Here is a 25,942-nt window from a genome sequence, read left to right on the forward strand (position 1 = left end):
CAGTTTATCGCGTCCTGATAGCTGGACTTCCTGACGGCTCGAGTGTGAAGACGACGTGGGTCCTGCGGGCCGCAACGTAAGGTTTAAACAGGGAGGCCAAGATGAACATTCACACCGCAGTGCCAAGCGGCGAACAGGTGGTCCAGGAACTGCCGTGGCGTTGGAAAGTGCAGGGCCGGATTTTCCTGATCGGCGGCCTCGGCTTCATGTTCGATGCCTGGGATGTGACACTGAACGGCATCCTGATCCCGTTGCTGTCCTCACACTGGCAGCTGACCCCCGGAGAGGCCGGATGGATCGGCACGGCCAACCTGATCGGCATGGCGCTCGGCGCGTTCATCTGGGGCACCATTGCGGACACGATCGGCCGCAAGAAGGCCTTCACGGCGACGCTGCTGATCTTTTCGCTCTTCACTGTTCTGGGCGCGTTCTCCCCTGACTTCGTCTGGTTCTGCATCTTCCGGTTCATGGCCGGATTCGGCCTGGGCGGGTGCATTCCTGTGGATTATGCGCTGGTGGGTGAGTTCACCCCCCGCAAGCAACGCGGCAGGGTCCTCACGGCCATGGACGGCTGGTGGCCTGTGGGAGCTGCACTGTGCGGCTTCGTCTCGGCTTGGCTGGTGGCGGCGTTTGCCGACTGGCGTCTGACCATGATGGTGATGGTGCTGCCCGCCCTGCTGGTGTTCTGGGTCCGGCGCAGCGTGCCGGAGTCGCCGCTGTTCCTGATCCACAAGGGCCGGCGTGAGGAAGCGGCCAAGGTGATCGACAGCCTGGTCCAGGCAACCGGCGCCGAGCCCCGCGCCTACAGCCTGCCCGATGCCCAGTCCATCCCCCGGCTCTCCGCCGGCAGCGCCTGGCAGCAGCTGCGGGGCGTCTGGGCGTTCAACTGGAAGATCACTGCCGCCGCCTGGGGCCTGTTCTTCAGCATCCTCCTTGTCTACTACCTGTCCCTGACCTGGATGCCCCGGATCCTGATCGGCGCCGGGTTCGCGGAGTACAAGGCGTTCCTGACCACAGCGGGGATGGCCGCCGTCGGACTCCTTGGCGTGGTCGCGGCCGCATTGCTGGTGGAGCGGATCGGCCGCAAGTGGCTGCTGGCTGTCACGGGCCCGCTGTCCGCCCTGACGCTTGTGATCGTGGCGTTCGTGGTGGACATTCCCACTGCGGCTGTATTCTGGCTGCTGGTTTTCGGCTTTGTGGTGCAGGTGGCCATTCCGGTCCTCTACGCCTACGTGTCCGAGCTGTACCCGACGGAGCTGCGCGGAAGCGGCTTCGGCTGGGCGTCTACGTTCTCGCGGCTGGGAGCCGGCTTCGGGCCGCTGATCTTCGCCAACTACTTCTGGCCCGAGCTGGGACTGGCCACCTCCTTCGCCCTCGCGGGCGGCCTGGTCCTGCTCGCCGTGCTCTGGATGATGTTCTTCTCCCCCGAGACCAGGCAGCGCCGCCTCCAGTAGGACCCTGCCGGGAGGGCGTGCTACCGGGGCGGGGCTTGCAGCTGGGCTTGCTCCGCAGCGAGGGCCGCGAGGGTGGAGACCAGAAGCCGGCGCTCTACCACTTTGATGCGTTCGTGGAGGGTTTCTTCGGTGTCACCGTCCTCGATGGGTACGGCTTCCTGGGCGATGATGGGGCCGGTGTCCACCCCGGCGTCGGCCCAGTGCACGGTGCAGCCCGTGACCTTCACACCATAGGCCAGGGCATCCCGTACTCCGTGGGCGCCGGGGAAGGACGGCAGCAGCGCCGGGTGGGTGTTGAGGTACTTGCCGCCGAAAGCGTCAATGAACTCCGGGCTCACAATCCGCATGAACCCTGAAGACACCACAACATCCGGCTGATAGGCCGCGACCGCCTCCGTCAGCGCCGCATTCCAGTCAGCCCGGTCGGCGTAGGCCTTGAAGTCCACCACGAAGGTATCGATTCCTGCGGCGGCCGAACGCTCCACGCCGTAAGTTCCCGGGCGGTCGGCGCCCACCGCTGCGATCTCAACGTCCAGTTCCCCAGCCTGGACGGCGTCGATGACAGCCTGGAGGTTGGAGCCGGTTCCGGAGACGAGGACAACGATGCGCATTGGCCAAGCTTATGTGGCTGCTCGCGTAGGCTGGAAAACATGAACCCCACTCCGGGCCCAGACGGGTCACAGCGGACCAGACATCCGCTCAGCGAGGACGCCAAGACCTCGCTGCTGACAACGCACAACCTGTTCCGCATGTTCATCGTGGCGGTGCTGGGCGCTTTCTTCGTTTTCCAGCTGGACCTGGACTATCTGTGGCTGGCAGCCATCCTGACCGTGGCCGGCATCGTTCTGGGGATCATAGTGCTGGTCCGTGCCGTCCGGCTCAAGGAGTCCAAGCTGGTGTTGATCGGCAGTATTTGCGGCTTGGCCGTCTCCGGCGTGATGGTGCTGCTGGTGCTCGTTTCCGCTGTTTTCTTCAATCAGGTGCGCGACTACCAGGACTGCGCGCGCCATGCCCTGACGAGCCAGGCCAGTAACGACTGCCGGGTCCAGCTCGAAAATTCACTCCCGGGTCCGTTCCAACCCGGCCGGTAAACTCCGCCTCATACTCGAGGCTACCTACCGCCGTCGTCCCGCCGTTTGATGCTGGCCTTATGCCGGCGGCCTGATGTGCCGCCGCCCTTACTTGCTCGGCACTGTCCCCAGGTCCGCTTCGCGCAGCTGCTGCCGTCGTTCCAGCCACGGCCCTGCTGCGTATCCAATAACGACGCCGACACAGGCTTCCGCTGCCACCCACACGGCCGTCCACAGCGGGTTGGGTCCAACGTCCGTCAGACGCCCAATGCCGGCGGAGCCATGAGCGATGCAAGCCAGCGCGCCAGCCAGCAGGCCTGCCGCCGCCCCTGTGATAATGCCCAGCACAAGGGTGGAGGCGGCAGCCGTGAACCAGCGGACAGGGACTTTGATAGACAACCACTCATCGAAGTGATTCTCGCCCTCGCGCAGGAACCACCAGCCTGCCAGCACGCCGGCGAGCACCGGCACCACGAGGGCCACGACGCCGTAGTCCAGCGGCCCGGCAGGGATCGCCGCAAGCACGGGGATAGAGGGCAGCGGCCCGACGGCGGTTCCCAGCGGTCCCACGTGTGAGCCGGCACCGAGGGCGAAGCCCGAGCCGGAAACCCACGCTAGCGAGAAGACCGCAAGGTTGGGAAGGAATCCGAGCTGCGCGATGGTGAGCGCCGCGCCTCCTACTGCCCCGGCGTCGAGCCCTTCGTAGACGGCCACCACAAGGTTCCAGTGGATGAAAAGGTCCACCGCGAGCAGGCCGGAGGCGAGCGCCAGTGCCGCCATGAGCGCCACGAAACCGGCTTTGGCTGCTGATGCAAGGTACGATCCGGCCCACCGCGAATGCTGGCTTGTCCGGGCAATCCAGTCAACTGCGTCAACGCCAATCAGCCGGCTCCATGAGCCTGCCTCGCGCCTCGCACCGATCACCATGCCAAGTGCGAAGGGTAACAGCGGGAACAGCGCAGCCCACCAGAGAAAAACTTCGACGTCATCGGTCCGGCAGACAAAGCCGGTTGTGATGCCGAAGGCGGCATAAACAAGCCATGAGCCCAGCAATGCCTGCCAGAGCTGGTCCGTGTAGGAGGCGCGTGCGAGGCGGCGCCCGGCACGCCAGGCCAGCAGGAAGGGAATGAGTGTCAGGCCAAGCGGAACGAGCGACAGCGTGCCCATCTCAGGCCGCGCCGCAGGGCCTTCAGCGACAGTGGTCAGGTACAGGGGCACCCCGTGGATCACCAGCCAGGCCTGGCCGGCGAGACGCGCCAGGACGTCGACGTGCGTCTCGCGGAAACCGGAGGTGGCCCATACTGCGGCGATGGGGGCAATCACTACCAGCGCCGAAATGATTGCTGCCTGAGCGGACTCCAGCCCGCCCTGCAGCCACAAGGGCATCGGAAGGCCACGGTCTCCGGTCTGATCAGCGCGCAGTTTCATCGTGACCCATCGTGCCATGTGAGGCCGCTGCTGCCTGTTTACGACAGGCTCAATCCACGGAGAAGACAATCTAAGCGGTAGTCTCCGGGCGTCCCTGGCCAGGCTAAGTGGCAGCGCTTTTTAAGGTGCTCCGACGTAAAATTAGGTTGTCCGCAATCAGTGGTTGGAGGCAGAAAATGACTACCGCATCCCCACATGCACATGGCGTTCACTTTGGCCGTACAGACGTCCAGAACGTCGGCATGGGTGTTGGTATTCTCGCGTTGGCAGTCGGTGTTCTGGGATTCATCCCGGGCATCACCGCACGGTATGGCGAACTGATGTTCCTTGGGCCTAATTCGCACGCTATGCTGTTTGGCCTGTTCCAGGTATCCATGCTGCTCAACATTGTGCAGCTGGTTATTGGCGGAACCGGCTGGGCAATGTCCCGCAGTGAAATGGGTGCGCGCAGGTTCCTCATGGGCGCCGGTGCGCTGTACATCATCCTCAGCATCTACGGGCTCAGTGTCGGAGTGGATTCGGCGGCCAATTTCCTGTCGCTGAACATGACGGATAACTGGACCATGATGGTGGGTGGTGTTCTCATGATTGCCGTCGGCTGGTTGCTCTCGCGGCATGCAGCCGAGGAACGGAAATAAACCCGGAAAGCGAACGCCGGGAAATAGGAGCCGCGAATGAGTAAATATCTAATCTGAAAATTCGTACTACCGGTTGGTGCAGTTGTCCGACGCACGTTCGTTGGCAGCTGCACCAGCTCGTTCAGGCCCCAACAGGTTCAAAAACGGATCAGGGAGTACGGCTGGCTGGGCAGGTTGCCAGCTTTCCAAGGCTGCTGGGAAGGCTCCACGGGAACCCGGCCATGTCCATCGCGCAGAACCGTTCTCACCGTTGCAATAATCGCCACGGCAGCAATGATTGCCAGAATTATCAGGACGACGACGATCGACCCGGCCATGCCTCTACACCTCTCAAATCATTTTAAGCTGTTTCGGGTTTGACGGAGTGGTTGGCCTCCGCGGCCCTGCAACGGCAGAATCCAACCGCAGAATGCGGCGGGAATTTCGCGCATAAGCTGGTCGACGCCAAGCAGGCGAAAAGTTTCCTCTGGACGGGTTCCTTCCCCGGGCATATTCTGAAATCGCATTGCTCGGGGGGTGAATTGAATGGGCAGCTTGCTTCACTATTGTTGCGCTGTTTCCGGGCGCGCTCTTCTGGCCCCCGTTCTGCTTGCCTTGGCGTGGCTCATATGGGGTGCGGGCAGCGCACATGCATCCTCGGAGCCTTCCGGGACCGCCACCTCTGAAAGCGTCCTGAACGTCAGTCTTTCCAGTGCCCCTTCCTTGCCGGCTGTTCAGGTCATGCCTGCCGGGCAGGTTCCGGCTGATTCCGCCGCACCCGCCATCGCCACAATCACCACACCCGCCGCACCCGCCGTCGCCACAACCACCACATCCGCCATCGCCACGACCACCACATCCGCCGCGCCCGCCATCGCCACCGTCAGCAAGACCGTTGTGCCGGTCGTCTCGAGCGTTGCTTCCGCGACCAAGCGGCTGCTTCCGGTGGTCAAACTGCCTCAGCTGCATCAGGGTATTCCTGTCGCCACGGTCCCCAAGCCGCTGCGGGCAGCGAAGTCCGCGGTGCCGCCCTCGCCGGCCAGCGACATCCGAAGGCCACTCGCCAGCCGCTCGTCTGTGGCGATTGACCCGTCCCGGGCTGCAGCTGGTTCCCCGACCACAAAAGCCTCTAGCTATACTCCGGCTTTGGCGCTTTCCGGCATATCAAGCCCTGCCGGACCAAACCCGGCTGCGATCCAAGACATCGATTCGCCCGTCAAGACATTCGCACAGCTGCGGATGACAACCTCCGCCCGCCCTCTGGCAGGTGCCGTCCAAGCGCCGCCCGGTGGGCCCTGGGACGAGCGACCCGCCACGGAGCGGTGGAACTTTGCCGCGACACACGGCGAGTCGGGTTCCTCCGGCTCAGACAGCTCCGGCTCACACACGGCTGACATCGCCGCAGCCTGGAACGTAGCGTCCCCCGCCGCCAGCGCCCACACCGACGGCGCATTCGTGACACCGCCGTCCGGTCCCGCCGTCGATCCGGGATCCTCCCCCGACTGAACAGGTCAGCTCTGCCTTCTCTCGGGCAGACAAGACCACCTCTGCGCCCCATGCGACAGAGGTATTCCACGTTCAGTCAGGAGACATGCCATGTCCAACCACACCCAGCTTTTCGTTGCCTCAGCCCACTCGCGCCGCTCCCGCATCGCCAACGGGCTTGATCCCATGGGTCGTGCCATCGGCAACTGGCCCGATCCAATGCGTGCCCGCATCGGCAGCTGGCCAAACCACATCGCCAAGAGCAGTTGCACCTCAAATTAGTGATTCATATTGGAAAAGACACAAAACAACGCTGTTCCCGCACGGCCACGAGGCAGTGCGGGAACAACGTCACCTGTTTAAATTCAGCTTTAAATTCAGAGTTCCCGGTTGCCGTTCAGGCGCCTTGCCTGTTCTGCGGCGCTCTGCCCCGGATCGCCGTCGGGCCGCCCTGACGGCGGCTCCGCAGGACGCCCGGATTCCTCCCGCAGGCCCGGTTCCCCCGATTCGGGTATTCCGGCTTCCGGAACGGAAGGTTCCCCAGATTCTGGCCCCGTGGACTCCAACTGGTGGGCATCGGAACCCGTCAAAGCCTCGGCAGCCTGAGCGTTCGTGCCCTCCCCGTGGATGCCTGGGCGTGTGGTCCGCCCCTTCCGCTGCCGCGAACCAAGACGGGGAGAACCTGGAAAGTAGCTGATCACCCGCGCCAGCTCGCGGCTCAAGACGGTGCCCTCAACTATATCGGGGGGCAGCGTTTCCTTCTCCACCTGCCGGGCAGCCGCCAAGGCACGCAGCCCGGCCTCGGTAATGGATACATCGTTGCTCCGCCGGTCCAGGGAACTGGACTTCCGGGCCACGAAGCCTGCCTCCTCAAGGCGCGCCAGCACCCTGCCCAGGGACTGGCTTCGGACGTGAATCTCTTCCGCGAGCTGCTCCTGGTTCAGCGGACCTGCCGTGAGGCCCTGCAGGGCAATCACGGCAGCATGGGTCAGGCCAAGGTCGGCCAACGCCTGGTCCTGCCGGCGTTGGATGAGCCGGGCAGCCATTGACAGCAACTGGTGAGGACCCCATTGCTCCGCGTCAGCATTCGGGACCATCAGTTCCGCCTCTCCCTTTTTGAACGTGAGTCGGCCCGGAGCGGCGCTCCGGCGTTACTGCCCCTGAGCGCCGGCAACGTGCCGCCCCTCAGAGTTGTCCCCGTCAGCGCCGGTGGAGGGCGTCGTCGACGCCGTCCGTCTCGATGCGCTCCTTGCGGACCTGCTCGTCGACGGTGACCTCGTCGGCCACTGTCTCCGTGTCCAGCCGTACGCGCTCCACGGGAACCGTCTCCTTGTCCACGATGGCTCGCTCTTTGTGGAGAACCACCTCGTGCTCGGCTTCACTAATGTCCGGCCCGATCGTAGCCGCGCTGATGTTTTCGTCCGTAATAGGCTCCCGCTCCAAGCGAACGTCCTCATGCTGCACGGGTACGGTCTGCGTGACATTCTCTGTCGTCACGTACTTGCGCAGCCGCGCCCTGCCGGTTGCCTGCCTCTCGGCGCCGACGCTCAAACGCTCCTCGGACCGCGTCATGGTGCCATCCGTCGAAGGGCCAGAGGTGTCGTGGCCTACAGTGTCCGCAGCGCCGGCAGCGGCGTAAGTCCCGCTGCGTCCGGCGGCGAAAGCGGCGTCACGCTCAGTATTGGCATCACGGCCGTTGAGCTCGACGTCGTTCCGGCCGGTTGCGGTGTCACCGTAAGCTCCAGCGCCGTTGAGCTGGTAGTGCTCGTAGAGCCGGTCCTCCTCTGACGGTTCCAGGTGCCCGTCGGTATCCACACGGGGTGCGTCCTTTACCTGATCCTTGGTGTAAGGGACCACGATGTCGCTGCCTGCAAGGCGGGCGCCCTCAAGGGGAATGAAGGATTCGGAGGTGCCAAAAAGACCCGTGGGCGTCGTTACCCAAGTGGGCTGGCCGTTGTCATCGTCGGCATAGATCTGACCGATTGAGCCGATCTTGTCTCCGTCAGCGGAGAGGATGTTGCCGTCCTTCTTAAGCAGGTCGTCGATGTGTTCCTTGGTGAGCATCCTGTCTCCTTGGATCTTGACTACTGGTGCATTGGCTATATCGGACCGTAACGGCGGTGTGAAGGTGTCCCCGGGATGTCCGTTGCCACCCCTGTTGCCACACCTCTGCCATGCCGCCGGGCTTTGTCGGCGAGGTCGCTGCGACTCAACCCCACACATACACCCTAAGCATGCTTACTATCATGTTGGCAAGCTTGCTTAGCTTTTTTTCTTTCGGCAGACTGGGCGACGGAGGTGCTGCATTCTGCCCACCGGGACGTAAGCGTCCTGAAGGGCAAGCCGATGGCGGAACTACAGAAGGGGCTGAAGAAAAAAAGCAAAGGATGCTTACCATTTATTAGTAAACATGCTTACCATTGCATGCCAGCAACGCTGGTTCTTGAACAGCAGCTGCCCCTTTCGGAAAGAGAGAGCGAAGATGACAGAGAACCAATGGCCGCAGGCCGCTGACCCGTACCCCGTAGACCCCTATGGCACATCTGGAACAACCGGCACCACAGGAACAACCGGCACCACAGGAACAACCGGGACGTTCGCCGAGCAGGGCGGGGCATCCTCCAAGAAGGAAGCCGCCAGGGAAGAAGCCTCGAACGTCGCCGGCCAGGCCAGGGGCGCAGCCCAGGACGTGGCGGGCACCGCCAAGGCCGAGGCCGCGAATGTCGCCGCCGAAGTCAAGACCAACACCAGGGACCTGCTCAACCAGGCCAGGTCCGGGCTGACCGAGCAGGCAGGGGCCCAGCAGCAGAAGGCCGCCGAGGGTGTCCGCACCATCTCCTCGCAGCTGCGCTCCATGGCCGATGCCCCCGAGCAGCAGGGCGTGGCCTCGGACCTCATCCGCCAGGCCGCCGAGCGTTCCGAATCCGTCGCGTCCTGGCTGGAAAACCGGGATCCGGGCTCGCTGCTGAACGAGGTTAAGTCCTTCGCCCGCCAGCGCCCCGGCACCTTCCTGCTCCTGGCCGCCGGCGCAGGCCTGCTCGCCGGACGCCTCGGCCGCAGCCTCCAAGCCGGAACCCCGGAAACTACGACGGCGGCAGGAAGCACCATCCCTCCGCAGCCCGTTCAGGCCCCGGCAACAGAAAGCGCCGTCACTGCAGGCATCGGAGAGCCGTTCTACGACGAGACCACAGCGGCCCAGCCTGCCTACGGACAACCGGCCTACGGCGCCCCGACTTATGGAGAACCGGGCTTCGAAGAACCGTCCGCCGGACAGCCTGGCACCCCGGTATACGGAGAGCCTGGCGTGGGTGAGCCCACCCGTCCGGGTACAGCCGGCACGGCATCGCCCACTTTCTCGGCAGGTGCCACTCCAGGAGCTCCGCTTGGCGACGTCGATGACCCGTATGCCGAGGGTGGAGGTCGTCCCCTGTGAGCAGCCAGATACCCGACACTCCCCCGACGGCCGCGCACGCCAAAGCGGACTCGACCTCGCTGGGTGACCTCCTGAGCGACGTCACCCGGGACCTGTCCACCCTGATGCGCCAGGAACTGGAGCTCGCCAAGGTTGAAGCGAAGCAGTCAGCCACCCGCGCCGGCAAAGGCTCGGGCATGTTCGCCGGCGCCGGCGTGGCCGGGCACTTCGTGCTCCTGTTCCTCTCCCTCGCCCTCTGGTACGCCCTGGGCGAGCTGATGGGCCTGGGCTGGTCCGCCGTCGTCGTCGCCCTGATCTGGGGCATCATCGCCGCGGTTCTCGCCGCCACCGGCCGCAAGGAATTCAAGCGGATCAAGGGCATGCCCCAGACCGCCGAAACCGTCCAGGAAATCCCACCCACCCTCAAACCCAACGGAGGCCACTAAATGAGCAGCGAGAACCCGGACGCCATCCGCGCCGACATCGAAGCCACCCGCGCCCGGCTGGGCACCAACGTGGACGCCGTCGCGGACAAAGTCACCCCCTCAAACATCGTCCACCGCCAAACGGACAAGGTGAAAAACGCCGTGTTTGGAGTGAAGGAGAAAGTCATGGGAGCAGCCGACCACGCCACCCACAGCGCCTCCGGCGGCATGCACTCCGCCACCGGCAACGCAGGCTCAGCCCTGCACGACGCCCGCACCAACGTCACCTCCAGCCTGCAGGACGCCGGCTCCACCGTCGGCTCCGCCGTCCAGAGCGCTGGTTCCGCCGTCGCCGACGCGCCGCACCAGGCCGCGGTGAAGACCCAGGGCAACCCCCTGGCCGCGGGCCTGATCGCCTTCGGCGCCGGACTGCTCGTCTCCTCGCTGATCCCGCCAAGCCAGAAGGAACGCGAAGCAGCCGAAGCCCTCAAGAGCGCCGCCGAGCCCATGACCAGCCAGCTCACCGAAGCGGCCAAGGACATGGCCCAAGGCATGAAGGAACCCGCCCAGGAAGCCATGGAAAACGTCAGGGCCACCGCCACCGACGCCGTCCAGAACGTCAAGGACGAAGGCCAGACCGCCGCCAGCGACGTCAAAACCAGCGCCACCGACGCCGCAGCCCATGTCAAGGACCAAGGCCAAAACACCTGAACCCAAACACCACGACAGCGGCCGCCTCACCACACCGGTGAGGTGGCCGTTTTTATATGCTGCTCTACAGGAGGTAAGTACCCGGTCCCGTGCTCCTACGCACGACCCTTGAGGATGAGGTTCCAGTAAATACCAGGGAAGAGATCACGCTCGAGGATCCAAGTCGACCGCCGTTCCTTGGCCACATGGACCTTCGGAAGAGTGGGCATCGGCCTGTACTGATCGTCGAACTCGGCAAACACGACGGTTGAGCGGGAGACCGTGAACGGGCACGCCGAGTAGCCGTTGTACTTGGCCGTGGGCTCGCCTCCCTTCAGGACGGCCTTCAGGTTCTTGGCCAGCACGGTGGTCTGCTTTCGAAGGGCCGCGCCGGCCTTGGAATTCCTGGTGCCCGCAGCATCGCCCAGGGACCATACGTTCGGGTAGCGGGTATGCCGCAGCGTCTCAGGATGAACCTCCACGAATCCGCCGCTCTCCCCCTCTGCCGGCAGGCTTGTGGCCTTCAGCCAATCTGGAGCGGATTGCGGCGGCACCGCGTGCAGAACGTCGTAGGCCAAGCCCTCCGTCCGGTCCGCCTGCGAATCGTGTACCTGCACCGTCCGCCCCTCCGCATCCACGGAGACGACCTCGCTGTTGCAGCGCAGCTCGATGCCGTACTCGGCGATCTTCCGGTTCAGCTCCTCATCCACACCGGGCACTCCGTAGACTGTGGGCGTGGGGACCACCAGCACTACCCGGAGCTTGTCCAGGACACCCTGCTGTCTCCAGTAGTCACAGGCCAGATACATGGGTTTCTGCGAGGCGCCGCCGCACTTGACCGGGCCGGACGGCATGGTGAACACGGCCGTCCCGCTGCGCAGCTCTTTGAGCAAGCCCCATGTCTTGGAGGCCAGCTCGTAGACGTAGTTGGAGGACCCATATGGAGAATCAATGGCCTCGGCCAGACCGGGCACCTTGTGCCAATCAAGCTGCAGGCCGGGGCAAACCACCACGTGCCCGTACGTGACCTCGCCACCGGAGGCAAGCACCACTGTGCTGGACCCGGGCCTGATATCGACGGCGCTGTCCTGGACCCAGGTGGCACCGTCCGGCATTACCGACGCCTGGGCACGGACGGCTTCGGCAGCCTTGGCCGTTCCGCCGCCAATATGAGAGAAGAGCGGCTGGAAGAGATGCCTGCCGCTGGGTTCCACGACAGCAATATCCCGGATGCCGTAACGGCGGAGCCGCGCTGCCAGAGAGATCCCGGCGTTGCCGCCGCCGACCACCACCACCTCGTGATGCCTGTTGCCGCGTCCAGCGATGATCAGAGTCCCCTTCGTGGAGGCGCCGGGCACGGACGACGGCGGTACGGGCGGAGTGCTGGACCGGGCCGGGCCGGATTGGGCTGTCATGGCCTCGACCCTACCCGGTAGCGCCACTAAAGGCAGCAGGTTCACCCGCGGGGATCGCTGTAAGAATAGGCGTATGGCAGCAATCATCCTGATGTGGAACCCGGACCGCAGGGACGGCTGGAACTATGCGGCCGCCGTCGAACGCGTGAGCGAAACCGGGCAGTTTCTGGCGGACTGGACCATGACGGGACCCGATCGGATCCTCGCAGGCACCGAGGTGTGGCTGTGGCTGCAGGGCCGGACGCGCTGCGGCCTGCTGGGCCATGGCACCGTTGTCTCCGGCGCCCGGCGTGAAGGGCCGGGATCTGCAGGAGAACCGGAACCTGTCCCACACGGGGCCACTCCCCCTCCCCACCCCGGCCACACCCGCATCTCTGTTGCTTATGACGCCCTCATCCCGCCCGGCGACGAGTTGCCGCCGTCGCTGTTTGCGGACATCGTTCCGGACATTCCATGGATTACGCCGGTGCGCCCGGTGACGGTTCTGGAGCCGCTCCTCGAGGCGAAGATCCGTGCCGTGTGGCGCGGATTCGGCCCGTCCCAGCCACCGGCCCCCGGCCACCTCATCCCCGGCAGCTACCCGGGGCAGGCAGTCCGCCGGGTGCAGGTAAACCGGTTCGAAAGCAGCATCGAGGCGCAACGGGTGTGTATCGCACACCATGGCACCAGCTGCGCCGCCTGCGGCCTCTCCTTCGAAGCCACCTACGGCCCGGCAGGCACCGGCTTCATCGAAGTCCACCATCTCGTTCCGCCGGAACTCCTCGGCAGTGACTACCAACTCGACCCGGTGGCCGATCTGGTGCCGTTATGTTCGAACTGCCATGCGATGGCCCACCTCGGCGTTGCCACGCCCCGAACTGTCGCTGAACTCAGGCAGCTCATCACCGGAGCCGGCTACCTGGCCGGGCAGACCGTCACCCCGGAGGAGCTCGAAGCCCAGCGGAACGCCCGCCGCATCCTGGAGCAGCACTAGGCGGAAATCCCGGCCGGCGGAGCCCGCCTGCGTTGTCCGCCGAAACGCACTCCCGTTAACCCAACCTTTCCCTCCCGGCTACGCCCGCTCCCCCGCCGTGTCAGACTCTGGGGCCACCGTAGAGGGGTGAGGATCGCAATAGTCGCCGAATCATTCCTGCCGTTGATGAACGGGGTTACGCACTCGGTCCTGAGGGTGCTGGAGCATTTGCAGGAGCGGGGTGACGAGGTGCTGGTGATCGCGCCGTCGACGACGGACACCGGCGTTCTCGATGTCGTTCACGGCGCGGCTGTGCACCGGCTTCCTTCGGTGCCGGTGACAGGGTATGCGAACGTCCGGGTCGCGTTGGGCGGTGTGTATCGGGTCAAGAGAATCCTTGCCGATTACGCCCCTGATGTGGTCCACCTGGCGTCGCCGTTCGTGCTTGGCTGGCGGGCTGCCCAGGCGGCCTCGCAGCTGGGCATCCCCACCGTGGCGGTCTACCAGACCGAGGTTCCGAGCTACGCGGGGCGCTATGGTGTGCCGTTCCTCGAGAATTGGGCCTGGAACCGGGTTGAGAACATCCATCTTCTGGCCGGACGGACGCTGGCGCCGTCCACTTTCGCGCTGAACCAGTTGCGCGGCCGCGGGATTCCGAGGGTGGAGATGTGGCGGCGCGGTGTGGATACCGCGCGTTTCAGCCCGGAAAAGCGCGACGGCGGCTGGCGGGCTTCCGTGGCCCCCGGCGGTGAGCGGCTCATCGGCTATGTGGGGCGGCTCGCGGTCGAGAAGCAGGTGGAGGACCTGGGCGTGCTGTCCGACGTGCCAGGCACGCGGCTGGTGATCGTGGGCGACGGGCCCCAGCGCGGCGCGCTCGAAGAAGCCATTCCAAGTGCTGTTTTCACCGGCTTCCTCGGAGGTGAAGAGCTGGCCCGGGCTGTGGCGTCCTTCGACCTGTTTGTGCACCCGGGTGAATTCGAGACCTTCTGCCAGACGATCCAGGAAGCCATGGCGTCGGGAGTCCCCGTGGTGGCTACGGGCCGCGGCGGCCCGCTGGACCTGGTGGAGAACTCCCGGACCGGCTGGCTCTACGAACCGGGCGACCTCTCCGGGCTCCGCAGCCGGGTCATGGACCTGATGGGCGACGACGCCAAGCGCCGCGCATTCGCCACCGCGGCGCACGCTGCGGTCCAGGGCAGGACGTGGCCTGCACTGTGCGCAGAACTGGTCCGGCACTACTGGGAGGTCATAGGAGCCCCTGCCGTCCGTCCCACCGAAGGAGCTGCACTGTGAAAATTTCCGTTATCGGGTGTGGCTACCTCGGCGCTGTGCACGCCGCGACGCTCGCCTCGATGGGCCACACCGTGGTGGGAATCGACGTCGATCCCGCCAAAGTGGAGCACCTAGGCGGCGGCGATGCGCCGTTCTTTGAGCCGGGCCTGGATGAGCTGCTGCGGGATGGCCATGACTGTGGCCGGCTCACGTTCTCCACAGACTTCGCGGCCGCCGCGGGCGCGGAGCTGCATTTCCTGTGTGTGGGCACTCCCCAGTCCAAGACCTCCGGCGGTGCGGACCTCAGTTACCTGTTCTCCGCGACGGAAAGTCTCCTTCCGCACCTGGGCCGCGGTGCCGCCGTCGTCGGCAAGTCAACGGTGCCTGTGGGTACGGTCGACCAGATCGGCGGAATCCTCGCGGACCGCCCGGACGTGCTGCTGGGGTGGAACCCGGAGTTCCTGCGCCAGGGCACCGCGGTGAAAGACACGCTGGTGCCGGACCGGTTGGTGTACGGCGTGCCAGGCGGCAGGGACGCCGCCTTCGCTCCGGGAAGTGGCACCTCGCAGGGAGTGACCGCGCTGCTGGATACGGTGTACGCACCCCTGCTGTTCGCAGGCATTCCGCGGCTGGTGTGCGACTTTGCCACCGCGGAGCTGATCAAGTCGGCGTCGAACGCGTTTTTGGCCACGAAGGTCAGCTTCATCAATGCCATGTCTGAATTGTGCGACGCTACCGGGGCGGATGTCGGTGAACTCAGCGAGGCGATGGGGCTGGACCCGCGCATCGGAAGCCGCTACCTTCACGCCGGACCCGGCTTCGGAGGCGGCTGCCTGCCCAAGGACATCCGGAGCCTGAGGACCCAGGCCGTGCAGCATGGCGTGGAGTCGCTCAACGGGTTGATGTGCCTCGTGGACTCCGTCAACACCGGCCAGCGGGTCCGCACCGTGGAAGCCGCCCGCGAGCTGTGCGGCGGCCATCTCGCCGGCAGGACAGTCACGGTGCTGGGCGCGGCGTTCAAGCCGGACACGGATGACATCCGTGACTCGCCGGCCCTCGACGTTGCCCTGCAGCTTGCGGCGGCCGGAGCGCACGTGACCGTCACCGACCCGAAGGCCATCAACAGTGCGTGGATGCGCTATCCCCAGCTGCGCTTCGAGCCCTCAACGCACAGGGCGCTGGAGGACGCGGAGCTCATCCTGCTGCTCACCGAGTGGGACGAATACCGCTCGCTGTCACCGGTTGCAGCCGGGCGGCTTGTACGACGGCGGACGGTGCTGGATGCGCGCAACGTCCTGGACGCTGCCATCTGGAAAGCGGCAGGCTGGGAAGTGCGCGGTCTGGGGACCGGCGCCCGGCCCACGGCCGCGTCCGTGACTGTGCCTGCTGCCGCTGCTTCCGTTGCTTTCACATCCGCTAGAGGCGCCGCGCCTGCCCGGATCAGCGCAGGCTGAGCAGGTCAGCGCAGGCTGAGCAGGTCAGCGCAGGCTGAGCAGGTCAGCGCAGGCTGAGCAGGTCAGGACTGTTCAAGACAGGACCGTTCCAGTCGCCAGGAATGGCGTCAGCATTCCCTGCCGGGGTAGAGCCTGCCTGGGCAGGGACTCTATGATTTCCCCCAAGGGGGAGGTTCCTCAATGAAGAATTCGCGGTCTCATGCGAAGGGTGCCTGATGGGTGGCCCGCTGTTTCCTGCCCGGCAGGAAGGCCCGGAAGCCGGCTTCCAGGCGGTTTTCGATGCGCTGCCTGATGCTGTGCTGGTCATCGCTGAGGACGGGGTCATCCGCCTTGCGAACCGGGCCGGCGGGACCATGTTCGGGTACGTTCGGCAGGACCTGGCGGGCCGGGATCATCGGAGCGTCCTTCCCGACGCCTTCAGTGCCGGGCAAGAGCAGCATATGGCCGCCCTTCGCCGCAGCCACGGCTCCGGTTCTCCCGCTCCTTTGCCCTTTGATGCATGCGGCCGCCGCAAGGACGGCAGCAAATTCCGCGGCGAGGTGGCGAGTTCGCTGTTGGATTCGGACGAGGGTACGTTCCTGGTTGCGTCCATCCGCCCCGCGTTCCACCGGCCGGAGGCCGATGAAGGGCTGCGGGAAGCGATGTCGCTTCTCAGCGCCACGCTGGAGTCGACGGCGGACGGCATCCTCGTGGTGGGCGCCGACGGCAAGATCGCCGGGATCAATGATCAGTTCTCTTCCATGTGGCGGATCCCCCGGGAGATGCTCGCCGCCCGTGATGACGAGGCCGTCATGCAGTATGTCCTGGCACAGCTTTCCGATCCCGCAACCTTCCTGAGGAAGGTCAACGAGCTGTATGCGCATCCTGAGGCGGAAAGCCACGACGTGCTGGAGTTCCTCGACGGGCGCACCTTCGAACGTTATTCGCGGCCGCAGAAGGTGGATGACAGGGTGGTGGGCCGGGTCTGGAGCTTCCGGGATGTCACGCCGAGGCGCCGAGCCCAGGAGCAGGCCAAGCAGGCAATGGCTGAACTTGCCGAACAGGCTGCCCAGCTGAAAGCCATGGCGTTCCAAGACCCGCTGACCGGGCTCGCCAACAGGAAGCTGTTCCACGAGCAGCTGACGGAAGCGCTGCACGGCGAGTGCAGTGCCGCCGTCGACGTTCTCCTCCTGGACCTGGACGATTTTAAGGAGGTCAACGACATCCTCGGCCACCACGCAGGTGACCAGATGCTGATCGAGGTTGCCCGCCGACTGCGGGCGTGCGTCAGCCCGGACGATACCGTGGCGCGGCTGGGCGGCGACGAGTTCGTGGTTCTCCTGACCGGGTCCACGGATGCCGAGAGCGTGGCGGCGGATATCGTTGACTCGCTGAACGTTCCGGTGTGGATCGACGGGGAGATGCTGCGGCCGAGCCTCAGCCTGGGCCTGGCGTCAATGGGCGAAGGGGTCCTTGCGGCGTCGGAGCTGCTGCGCCGTGCTGACGTCGCCATGTATGCGGCCAAGGCCGCCGGCAAGAACCAGTACCTCCGGTTTCGGCCGGAAATGATGACGGCGCTGGTCCAGCGCACGGACATGGAAGCCGGCCTGCGCCTGGCCGTCGACAACGGCGAGATCACGGTGAATTACCAGCCGATCGTGTCGCCGGCGCTTGGCCAGGTCACGCAACTGGAAGCCTTGGCGCGGTGGGACCGGGACGGCGAGCGGGTGCCGCCGTCGCATTTCATTCCGACGGCGGAGCGGAGCGGGCTCATTTCCATCGTCGGCATGCACATGCTGCAGGAAAGCTTCAGCGAGCTGCACCCGTGGCTGGCGGCTTCACCCGCGCGCTCCCTCGCGGTGAACGTCTCGGGGGTCCAGCTTCGCGAGCCTGACTTCGCCGACGAGGTGCTGCTGCTCGCGGAATCGTGCGGCATGAACTCCGCGCAATTGGTGCTTGAGGTGACGGAAAGCGTGTTCTTCGACCATGACGACCACCTGATTGAGCAGCTGGAACTCCTCCGCCGTGCCGGGGTTCGCGTGGCACTCGACGATTTCGGCACGGGTTACTCATCGCTCGGGCGGCTGCAGGACCTTCCCGTGGATGCGGTGAAAATCGACAAGTCCTTCGTCTCCATGATCCGGACGGGCGCAGAAAAACTTCCGATCCTCAGTTCCATGATCAACATGGCCCACTCGCTCGGGCTAAAGGTCACTGCTGAAGGCGTCGAGACGGCGGCGCAGGCGGCGTATCTGACGGACCGGCAGTGTGATTCCCTGCAGGGATACCTGTTCTCGTTCCCGGAACCGGCTGCCGGCCTGGAGATCGCCATCCTCCGCTCAGCCGACGCCATCGACGAGCTGGAGGGGCTGCGGATCAGGCACTGACGGCAACTGCAGCCGCTGGTTGGGCTTGTCGTACCGGTTAATCCTGACCGGCACCCGCTCTTACCGCTCTGCTACCGGCTCGCCTGCACCCACAAGTTTTAGGCTCCGGTCCCAGAATGCCCGGGCGAGCTCTGAGTCGTAGGCCTGCTTATTAGCCTTCGTCAAGGCCCGCTTGGCGTAGTAGGCACCGGGCACCCAGTCCTGGCCGGGAGTGGAGGACGCGAGCCACACCAGCGTGTCGGCGCCCTGTTCCGCGGCCAGCAGGCAGCGGTTGAGCACCGTCTTGTAGGCGTGGCGGAACCAGCTGGTGGACTCCGCCGCGAAATTGGTTGCGACCACGCCGGGGTGGAACGCCGCCGCACTTATGCCGGCGGCGCCATAACGGTTCTGCAGCTCCGAAGTGAACATGATGTTTGCCAGCTTGGCCGTGCCGTAGGCGCGGTTCGTCGAGTACTTCTGTGCTGAGTTGAGATCGTCCAACTCCAGCCGCCCGAATCCATTGGCTGCACTCGACGTGTTGATGATGGTGGCCCGGCTGGTGGTGAGGACGTCCATCAGTTCGACGGTTAGCAGGAAAGGCGCGAGGTGGTTGACCTGAAAGGTCTTTTCGTGGCCGTCCGCCGTAAGCTCATGGCCAGCCATAATGCCACCGGCGTTATTGGCCAGCACGTCGATCCGGTCATATTTGTCCCTCAGCGCCGCAGCCAAGTGACGCACCTGGGACAGTTCGGCGAAGTCACTCACAAAGTAATCGGCACCCAGCTCTGCAGCCACTCGTGCTGTCTTATCAGCGGAACGCCCGACGACGACGATTCGCTCCCCTGCCGCTGCCAGCTTCCGTGCGGCAGCTGCACCGATGCCGTCACTGGCACCGGTGATGACGATGGTTCGCTGGGCCATGAATGTCCTTTAATGTGCGACGGGTATGCGGGCTGCACGGGAAAGATCTCCTCCCCCTCAGACAACGCCGCCAGTGCCGGTTGTGTTCCACCTCGGACGCTCTTCCATTTCCTGCCGCTTCCGGGCGGACGCTCTCTCATTTCCTGCCGCTTCCGGGCCGGCGCTCTTCCATTTCCTGCCGGGGTTCCGGGTGCCTGTTGTCGTCCTGGTGCCGGATCTGCTGGAGGGTTTGCGGGGTGCGGTGCAGGAGGTGGCAGAGGTCCCGGGATTACCGGCCGGAGGTGAGAGAGCGTCAGGGGAATCGACGGTAGGGAGTGTAGTGGGAGGGGCTTTGGGTGGTTAAAAAGCGAAGGCCCCGACGGTGGTGTCGGGGCCTTGCTGTAATTTATGTCCGGCGGTGACCTACTCTCCCACACCCTCCCGGGTGCAGTACCATCGGCGCTGTGGGTCTTAGCTTCCGGGTTCGGAATGGGACCGGGCGTTTCCCCCACGCTATGACCGCCGTAACCCTGTGACCCGTCCCCCCGCGGTGGCGGGGGTGGGAAAATCTGTGGTTACAACATGCCCTGCCGGTTATGGCAGGTGTGGTGTTGTGCTATTGAGTTGTGGGTTCCCTGGCAGCAAACCCTGCCGGTGGCGGGTTTGTTGGTTGGGAACCACATAGTGGACGCAAGCGCTCTTGGATCTTTTACCCGCCCCGGGTGCAAACGCTTTTGAAGGGGCGTTTGCGGGGTGGGTGTGTGGTGTAAGTTATCGGCCTATTAGTACCGGTCAGCTTCACGAGTCGTTAGTCCTCGCTTCCACATCCGGCCTATCAACCCAGTGGTCTGGCTGGGGGCCTCTCACACACAAGGTGTATGGAAATCTCATCTCGAAGCGAGCTTCCCGCTTAGATGCTTTCAGCGGTTATCCCATCCGAACGTAGCTAATCAGCGGTGCACTTGGCAGTACAACTGACACACCAGAGGTTCGTCCGTCCCGGTCCTCTCGTACTAAGGACAGCCCTTCTCAAATTTCCTGCGCGCGCAGCGGATAGGGACCGAACTGTCTCACGACGTTCTAAACCCAGCTCGCGTACCGCTTTAATGGGCGAACAGCCCAACCCTTGGGACCTACTCCAGCCCCAGGATGCGACGAGCCGACATCGAGGTGCCAAACCATGCCGTCGATATGGACTCTTGGGCAAGATCAGCCTGTTATCCCCGAGGTACCTTTTATCCGTTGAGCGACGGCCATTCCACAATGTACCGCCGGATCACTAGTCCCGACTTTCGTCCCTGCTCGAGATGTCTCTCTCACAGTCAAGCTCCCTTGTGCACTTACACTCGACACCTGATTGCCAACCAGGCTGAGGGAACCTTTGGGCGCCTCCGTTACTTTTTAGGAGGCAACCGCCCCAGTTAAACTACCCATCAGGCACTGTCCCTGACCCGGATTACGGGCCGAAGTTAGATGTCCAAAGTGACCAGAGTGGTATTTCAACGATGACTCCACCCGAACTGGCGTCCGGGCTTCAACGTCTCCCACCTATCCTACACAAGCCACTCCGAACACCAATACCAAACTATAGTAAAGGTCTCGGGGTCTTTCCGTCCTGCTGCGCGTAACGAGCATCTTTACTCGTACTGCAATTTCGCCGAGTTTATGGTTGAGACAGCGGGGAAGTCGTTACTCCATTCGTGCAGGTCGGAACTTACCCGACAAGGAATTTCGCTACCTTAGGATGGTTATAGTTACCACCGCCGTTTACTGGGGCTTGAATTCTCAGCTTCGCCTTGCGGCTAACCGGTCCTCTTAACCTTCCAGCACCGGGCAGGAGTCAGTCCGTATACATCGTCTTGCGACTTCGCACGGACCTGTGTTTTTAGTAAACAGTCGCTTCCCCCTGGTCTCTGCGGCCCCGATCCCCTCCCACCAGCAAGTGGTGTTCAAGGTTGGGGCCCCCCTTCTCCCGAAGTTACGGGGGCATTTTGCCGAGTTCCTTAACCATAATTCTCTCGATCGCCTTAGTATTCTCTACCTGATCACCTGTGTCGGTTTGGGGTACGGGCGGCTAAAACCTCGCGCCGATGCTTTTCTCGACAGCATAGGATCACCGAATCCCCCCAAACGGGGGTCCCATCAGATCTCAGGCACATGAACGGCGGATTTGCCTACCGTTCGCCCTACATCCTTAGACCGGGACAACCATCGCCCGGCTCGGCTACCTTCCTGCGTCACACCTGTTAATACGCTTGCCTCCCGGGATCAGATCCCGCGCTCCACCAAAACCCGCACACCACAAGGGTGATTGGGCAGGCTTCGGGCGGTTAGTATCCCCCGTTCAGCATGGGCGGTTTTTCGCCGGTACGGGAATATCAACCCGTTGTCCATCGACTACGCCTGTCGGCCTCGCCTTAGGTCCCGACTTACCCAGGGCAGATTAGCTTGACCCTGGAACCCTTGATCATCCGGCGGACGGGTTTCTCACCCGTCTTTCGCTACTCATGCCTGCATTCTCACTCGTGTAGGCTCCACCGCTGGTTTACACCGCGACTTCACCGCCCACACGACGCTCCCCTACCCATCCACACTCCTGAACCACAAAGGCTTAGAACACGTATGAATGCCACAACTTCGGCGGTGTACTTGAGCCCCGCTACATTGTCGGCGCGGAATCACTTGACCAGTGAGCTATTACGCACTCTTTTAAGGATGGCTGCTTCTAAGCCAACCTCCTGGTTGTCTTCGCAACTCCACATCCTTTCCCACTTAGCACACGCTTAGGGGCCTTAGTTGGTGGTCTGGGCTGTTTCCCTCTCGACTATGAAGCTTATCCCCCACAGTCTCACTGCTGCGCTCTGACTTACCGGCATTCGGAGTTTGGCTGACGTCAGTAACCTTGTAGGGCCCATTAGCCATCCAGTAGCTCTACCTCCGGCAAGAAACACGCAACGCTGCACCTAAATGCATTTCGGGGAGAACCAGCTATCACGAAGTTTGATTGGCCTTTCACCCCTACCCACAGCTCATCCCCTCCATTTTCAACTGAAGTGGGTTCGGTCCTCCACGACGTCTTACCGTCGCTTCAACCTGGCCATGGGTAGATCACTTCGCTTCGGGTCTAGATCACGCCACTGCAACGCCCTGTTCAGACTCGCTTTCGCTACGGCTTCCCCACACGGGTTAACCTCGCGACGTAACACTAACTCGCAGGCTCATTCTTCAAAAGGCACGCCGTCACAACTACTATGCACACAAGGTGCGGTTGCTCCGACGGATTGTAAGCACACGGTTTCAGGTACTGTTTCACTCCCCTCCCGGGGTACTTTTCACCTTTCCCTCACGGTACTGGTCCGCTATCGGTCATTAGGGAGTATTTAGGCTTATCAGGTGGTCCTGACAGATTCACACGGGATTTCTCGGGCCCCGTGCTACTTGGGATACTCTCCAGGCGGTGCACAACATTACGGTTACGGGGCTCACACCCTCTACGGCCGGCCTTTCAAGACCGTTCACCTATGCCAGCACTTCACACCCTCCCGGTCCGGCAGAACCAGGAAAGAAAGTCCCACAACCCCGCCCATGCAACGCCCGCCGGCTATCACACATGGAAACGGTTTAGCCTGATCCGCGTTCGCTCGCCACTACTAACGGAATCACTATTGTTTTCTCTTCCTGCGGGTACTGAGATGTTTCACTTCCCCGCGTTCCCCCCACGCACCCTATGTGTTCAGATGCGGGTCACCAGATCACTCGCGCGTCTGGCGGGGTTTCCCCATTCGGACACCCTGGGATCACAGTCCGGTTATCGACTCCCCCAGGCTTATCGCAGATTCCTACGTCCTTCTTCGGCTCCTAATGCCAAGGCATCCACCGTGTGCTCTTAAAAACTTGACCACAAAGATCAATCAGAAATTTCGAGAGAACCACAGAAACCAACCACACCCCGCAAAAAACAGGGCACAGCCAGATCCAGGTTCATATTCTTGGAAATTGCTTCTTATAAAAGATGCTCGCGTCCACTATGTAGTTCTCAAACAACAACCCCAAACCACACACCCCACACACCCCCCAAAGGGAGAACAAACCGTGCGATCGGTGCAGCCAGGAAACCAGAAACAAACAAAACCCCGGAACCCCCCGCAGCCACCCGCCCCAAAGGACACGCCACCACGAAAAACCCCGGCCCTGTTGCCTCAGGACCCAACAGTGTGCCAAACACGAAACCACCCACTCCCCCGCCCCGCCGTTCCAGGACACCCAAAAGCATCCGTACCAGACGAAGAAAAGAACCAAGCGGCCGCTATTCATTGATATTCCACCCATGAGCACCCGCCGCAGAACGATCGCCTGCGCAACGGGCCTTTACTCCTGACAAACCCGCCACCGGCGCCTACACGCCGGCACGAATCCGTAGGTGCTCCTTAGAAAGGAGGTGATCCAGCCGCACCTTCCGGTACGGCTACCTTGTTACGACTTAGTCCCAATCGCCAGTCCCACCTTCGACGGCTCCCTCCCACAAGGGGTTAGGCCACCGGCTTCGGGTGTTACCAACTTTCGTGACTTGACGGGCGGTGTGTACAAGGCCCGGGAACGTATTCACCGCAGCGTTGCTGATCTGCGATTACTAGCGACTCCGACTTCATGGGGTCGAGTTGCAGACCCCAATCCGAACTGAGACCGGCTTTTTGGGATTAGCTCCACCTCACAGTATCGCAACCCTTTGTACCGGCCATTGTAGCATGCGTGAAGCCCAAGACATAAGGGGCATGATGATTTGACGTCGTCCCCACCTTCCTCCGAGTTGACCCCGGCAGTCTCCCATGAGTCCCCGCCATAACGCGCTGGCAACATGGAACGAGGGTTGCGCTCGTTGCGGGACTTAACCCAACATCTCACGACACGAGCTGACGACAACCATGCACCACCTGTGAACCGGCCCCAAAAGGAGAAACCACATCTCTGCGGCGGTCCGGTCCATGTCAAGCCTTGGTAAGGTTCTTCGCGTTGCATCGAATTAATCCGCATGCTCCGCCGCTTGTGCGGGCCCCCGTCAATTCCTTTGAGTTTTAGCCTTGCGGCCGTACTCCCCAGGCGGGGCACTTAATGCGTTAGCTACGGCGCGGAAAACGTGGAATGTCCCCCACACCTAGTGCCCAACGTTTACGGCATGGACTACCAGGGTATCTAATCCTGTTCGCTCCCCATGCTTTCGCTCCTCAGCGTCAGTTAATGCCCAGAGACCTGCCTTCGCCATCGGTGTTCCTCCTGATATCTGCGCATTTCACCGCTACACCAGGAATTCCAGTCTCCCCTACATCACTCTAGCCTGCCCGTACCCACCGCAGATCCGGAGTTGAGCCCCGGACTTTCACGGCAGACGCGACAAACCGCCTACGAGCTCTTTACGCCCAATAATTCCGGATAACGCTTGCGCCCTACGTATTACCGCGGCTGCTGGCACGTAGTTAGCCGGCGCTTCTTCTGCAGGTACCGTCACTTTCGCTTCTTCCCTACTGAAAGAGGTTTACAACCCGAAGGCCGTCATCCCTCACGCGGCGTCGCTGCATCAGGCTTGCGCCCATTGTGCAATATTCCCCACTGCTGCCTCCCGTAGGAGTCTGGGCCGTGTCTCAGTCCCAGTGTGGCCGGTCACCCTCTCAGGCCGGCTACCCGTCGTCGCCTTGGTGAGCCATTACCTCACCAACAAGCTGATAGGCCGCGAGTCCATCCAAAACCACAAAAGCTTTCCACCCCCCACCATGCGATGAGGAGTCATATCCGGTATTAGACCCAGTTTCCCAGGCTTATCCCAGAGTCAAGGGCAGGTTACTCACGTGTTACTCACCCGTTCGCCACTAATCCCCGGTGCAAGCACCGGATCATCGTTCGACTTGCATGTGTTAAGCACGCCGCCAGCGTTCATCCTGAGCCAGGATCAAACTCTCCGTTGAAGTAAAACAGACACAACCAACACCCCCGGAAATAACAGGAACGAAGGCTGCACAAAATTTGAAACCAGCCAAAACACCAGACCACACCCACAGGGGCAGGCGCAGCCCGGCAATTCAACCAATTTAATAAAAAATCGGTATCAACAAACTTGGCACACTATTGAGTTCTCAAACAACAGACACACCCGGCACCACCCAAACCCACGTTCAGGATCGCTCCGGAGCAACTTTTCAAACTTACCCGACTTGTCTGCGCCTTGCAAATCAGCAATTCTGCGATTTGGGCTTTCCAAGCAGGTCCCCACCCTTTGTCAGCGCGCCGTTATAGGCGACCGTGTTTGGGCTGTTTTGTTGGGGTCGGTCGCTATTTTTCCGCTTCAGCGGCGGCGACTCGAATTACTTTACACACGTCCAACAGGCCATGCAAATCGGTCTACCCCCACGGCTAGGACGCCTCGACATGGGAACAAATGTGGTCCCTGCATGAGGATCCCGCTCTCGGGCGGCTTGCTGCGCAGCCCGCCACTCCCGCGACAAGCGTCGAAGGCGCCAGCCACGTGACCTGCGTATGTGAAGTCTAACTAGACAGAACGGTCTGTCTCACATAAGTTTCAAGAACTGGCTCCGTCCTTCGCGAGGGGCCGCATCGCTGAAGCAGAACCGGCGAACCGACGTGCATGCCATGAAAGAGCGAACTAATGACTGCAACACACTTTGACCGCTTTGTAGCCGAAGCTCTCACTGCGGACCGGGAAACCGATACAGGGCTTACCCCGGACGAGCTCTATGGCCTCTACACCAGCTGGAGCCTGATCAACAGAACCGAGCCCGAGACCCCCGAAGCGCTCCGCGCCGGCCTGAAGGCCCTCGGTATTGATCCCGACAAAAATGAGTTGTCGATGACCGGCCCGGCCGCCGCCGACTATATTGTGGCCAGCGCCCCCAGCCTCATCTAGCTCCGGCGTGCCACAGGAAGAGCCGTTCTCTTCCGGCTCTTCCTGCTTCATTTAAGCTGACCATCAACTGACGCACTGCAGGCCGGTCAGGCCTGCGCGGGAAACTCAAG

Annotated in this window: 20 protein-coding genes and 3 rRNA genes; 13 read left to right on the forward strand and 10 right to left on the reverse strand. The window is 62.9% G+C overall.

Annotated elements, in window-relative coordinates:
- Nucleotides 1–101 precede the first annotated feature (101 nt).
- Nucleotides 102–1,454, forward strand: coding sequence for an MFS transporter (locus M1E01_RS14260; RefSeq protein ID WP_457972218.1), 1,353 nt, complete (start codon nucleotides 102–104; stop codon nucleotides 1,452–1,454).
- Nucleotides 1,455–1,474: 20 nt separating this feature from the next.
- Here M1E01_RS14260 and purN read toward each other — a convergent pair whose 3' ends face one another.
- Entirely contained in the window at nucleotides 1,475–2,065 is a 591-nt protein-coding gene (purN, locus tag M1E01_RS14265) for a phosphoribosylglycinamide formyltransferase (protein WP_457972219.1), read from the reverse strand.
- Between the two features lie 39 nt (nucleotides 2,066–2,104).
- Between purN and M1E01_RS14270 the strand changes: the two genes are divergently transcribed.
- Nucleotides 2,105–2,545, forward strand: a complete 441-nt coding sequence (locus M1E01_RS14270) for a hypothetical protein (protein WP_457972220.1) — start codon at nucleotides 2,105–2,107, stop codon at nucleotides 2,543–2,545.
- Nucleotides 2,546–2,632: 87 nt separating this feature from the next.
- On the opposite strand, the gene M1E01_RS14275 is transcribed toward M1E01_RS14270, so the two are convergent.
- Complete coding sequence (locus tag M1E01_RS14275) at nucleotides 2,633–3,952, reverse strand: cell division protein PerM (RefSeq protein WP_457972221.1); 1,320 nt, start codon at nucleotides 3,950–3,952, stop codon at nucleotides 2,633–2,635.
- A gap of 176 nt (nucleotides 3,953–4,128) precedes the next feature.
- On the opposite strand from M1E01_RS14275, the gene M1E01_RS14280 reads away from it, so the two are divergent.
- Nucleotides 4,129–4,590: a DUF4383 domain-containing protein gene (locus tag M1E01_RS14280; RefSeq protein WP_457972222.1), complete on the forward strand. Its 462-nt coding sequence runs from the start codon at nucleotides 4,129–4,131 to the stop codon at nucleotides 4,588–4,590.
- 137 nt (nucleotides 4,591–4,727) lie between these two features.
- Here the strand turns inward: M1E01_RS14280 and M1E01_RS14285 are convergent, their stop codons facing one another.
- Nucleotides 4,728–4,907: a hypothetical protein gene (locus M1E01_RS14285; protein ID WP_457972223.1), complete on the reverse strand. Its 180-nt coding sequence runs from the start codon at nucleotides 4,905–4,907 to the stop codon at nucleotides 4,728–4,730.
- A gap of 403 nt (nucleotides 4,908–5,310) precedes the next feature.
- On the opposite strand from M1E01_RS14285, the gene M1E01_RS14290 reads away from it, so the two are divergent.
- A complete protein-coding gene (locus M1E01_RS14290; protein WP_457972224.1) occupies nucleotides 5,311–6,075 on the forward strand; it encodes a hypothetical protein in 765 nt (254 codons plus the stop codon).
- Between the two features lie 90 nt (nucleotides 6,076–6,165).
- On the forward strand, nucleotides 6,166–6,336 hold the full coding sequence (locus tag M1E01_RS14295; protein WP_457972225.1) for a hypothetical protein: 171 nt from the start codon (nucleotides 6,166–6,168) through the stop codon (nucleotides 6,334–6,336).
- Between the two features lie 95 nt (nucleotides 6,337–6,431).
- Here M1E01_RS14295 and M1E01_RS14300 read toward each other — a convergent pair whose 3' ends face one another.
- The gene (locus M1E01_RS14300) at nucleotides 6,432–7,151 is read right to left on the reverse strand and encodes a MarR family winged helix-turn-helix transcriptional regulator (protein ID WP_457972226.1); all 720 of its coding nucleotides are present in this window, start codon (nucleotides 7,149–7,151) and stop codon (nucleotides 6,432–6,434) included.
- Nucleotides 7,152–7,254: 103 nt separating this feature from the next.
- Entirely contained in the window at nucleotides 7,255–8,118 is an 864-nt protein-coding gene (locus tag M1E01_RS14305) for a DUF2382 domain-containing protein (RefSeq protein ID WP_457972227.1), read from the reverse strand.
- A gap of 418 nt (nucleotides 8,119–8,536) precedes the next feature.
- On the opposite strand from M1E01_RS14305, the gene M1E01_RS14310 reads away from it, so the two are divergent.
- Genes M1E01_RS14310 through M1E01_RS14320 form a run of 3 tightly spaced genes read left to right on the forward strand, consistent with a single transcriptional unit; the run spans nucleotide 8,537 to nucleotide 10,602 of the window.
- Nucleotides 8,537–9,487, forward strand: a complete 951-nt coding sequence (locus M1E01_RS14310; protein WP_457972228.1) for a hypothetical protein — start codon at nucleotides 8,537–8,539, stop codon at nucleotides 9,485–9,487.
- Entirely contained in the window at nucleotides 9,484–9,912 is a 429-nt protein-coding gene (locus tag M1E01_RS14315) for a phage holin family protein (RefSeq protein WP_457972229.1), read from the forward strand. The genes M1E01_RS14310 and M1E01_RS14315 overlap by 4 nt, the downstream gene beginning before the upstream one ends.
- Nucleotides 9,913–10,602, forward strand: a complete 690-nt coding sequence (locus M1E01_RS14320; protein WP_457972230.1) for a DUF3618 domain-containing protein — start codon at nucleotides 9,913–9,915, stop codon at nucleotides 10,600–10,602.
- A 95-nt stretch (nucleotides 10,603–10,697) separates the two neighbouring features.
- On the opposite strand, the gene M1E01_RS14325 is transcribed toward M1E01_RS14320, so the two are convergent.
- Nucleotides 10,698–11,996, reverse strand: coding sequence for an NAD(P)/FAD-dependent oxidoreductase (locus M1E01_RS14325; RefSeq protein WP_457972231.1), 1,299 nt, complete (start codon nucleotides 11,994–11,996; stop codon nucleotides 10,698–10,700).
- A 73-nt stretch (nucleotides 11,997–12,069) separates the two neighbouring features.
- Between M1E01_RS14325 and M1E01_RS14330 the strand changes: the two genes are divergently transcribed.
- The 4 genes from M1E01_RS14330 to M1E01_RS14345 all read left to right on the forward strand — a co-directional run bounded on the left by M1E01_RS14330 (nucleotide 12,070) and on the right by M1E01_RS14345 (nucleotide 18,040).
- Nucleotides 12,070–12,969, forward strand: coding sequence for an HNH endonuclease (locus M1E01_RS14330; protein WP_457972232.1), 900 nt, complete (start codon nucleotides 12,070–12,072; stop codon nucleotides 12,967–12,969).
- 126 nt (nucleotides 12,970–13,095) lie between these two features.
- Nucleotides 13,096–14,241, forward strand: coding sequence for a glycosyltransferase family 4 protein (locus M1E01_RS14335; RefSeq protein ID WP_457972233.1), 1,146 nt, complete (start codon nucleotides 13,096–13,098; stop codon nucleotides 14,239–14,241).
- Nucleotides 14,238–15,674, forward strand: a complete 1,437-nt coding sequence (locus M1E01_RS14340) for a UDP-glucose dehydrogenase family protein (protein WP_457972234.1) — start codon at nucleotides 14,238–14,240, stop codon at nucleotides 15,672–15,674. Before M1E01_RS14335 ends, M1E01_RS14340 begins: the two co-directional genes overlap by 4 nt.
- Before the next feature lie 215 nt (nucleotides 15,675–15,889).
- Nucleotides 15,890–18,040: a putative bifunctional diguanylate cyclase/phosphodiesterase gene (locus M1E01_RS14345; protein ID WP_457972235.1), complete on the forward strand. Its 2,151-nt coding sequence runs from the start codon at nucleotides 15,890–15,892 to the stop codon at nucleotides 18,038–18,040.
- 60 nt (nucleotides 18,041–18,100) lie between these two features.
- Here M1E01_RS14345 and M1E01_RS14350 read toward each other — a convergent pair whose 3' ends face one another.
- From M1E01_RS14350 to M1E01_RS14365, 4 genes are all read right to left on the reverse strand, one after another.
- Entirely contained in the window at nucleotides 18,101–18,940 is an 840-nt protein-coding gene (locus M1E01_RS14350) for an SDR family NAD(P)-dependent oxidoreductase (protein WP_457972236.1), read from the reverse strand.
- 389 nt (nucleotides 18,941–19,329) lie between these two features.
- Nucleotides 19,330–19,446, reverse strand: a 5S ribosomal RNA gene (rrf, locus tag M1E01_RS14355).
- A 234-nt stretch (nucleotides 19,447–19,680) separates the two neighbouring features.
- Nucleotides 19,681–22,819 (reverse strand): 23S ribosomal RNA (locus M1E01_RS14360).
- 531 nt (nucleotides 22,820–23,350) lie between these two features.
- A 16S ribosomal RNA gene (locus tag M1E01_RS14365) occupies nucleotides 23,351–24,876 on the reverse strand.
- Together the 16S, 23S and 5S rRNA genes form the textbook arrangement of a ribosomal RNA operon.
- A gap of 698 nt (nucleotides 24,877–25,574) precedes the next feature.
- Here M1E01_RS14365 and M1E01_RS14370 point away from each other — a divergent pair.
- Nucleotides 25,575–25,832: a hypothetical protein gene (locus tag M1E01_RS14370; RefSeq protein WP_457972237.1), complete on the forward strand. Its 258-nt coding sequence runs from the start codon at nucleotides 25,575–25,577 to the stop codon at nucleotides 25,830–25,832.
- Nucleotides 25,833–25,942 lie beyond the last annotated feature (110 nt).

The sequence above is a fragment of the Arthrobacter sp. D1-17 genome (assembly GCF_054130535.1).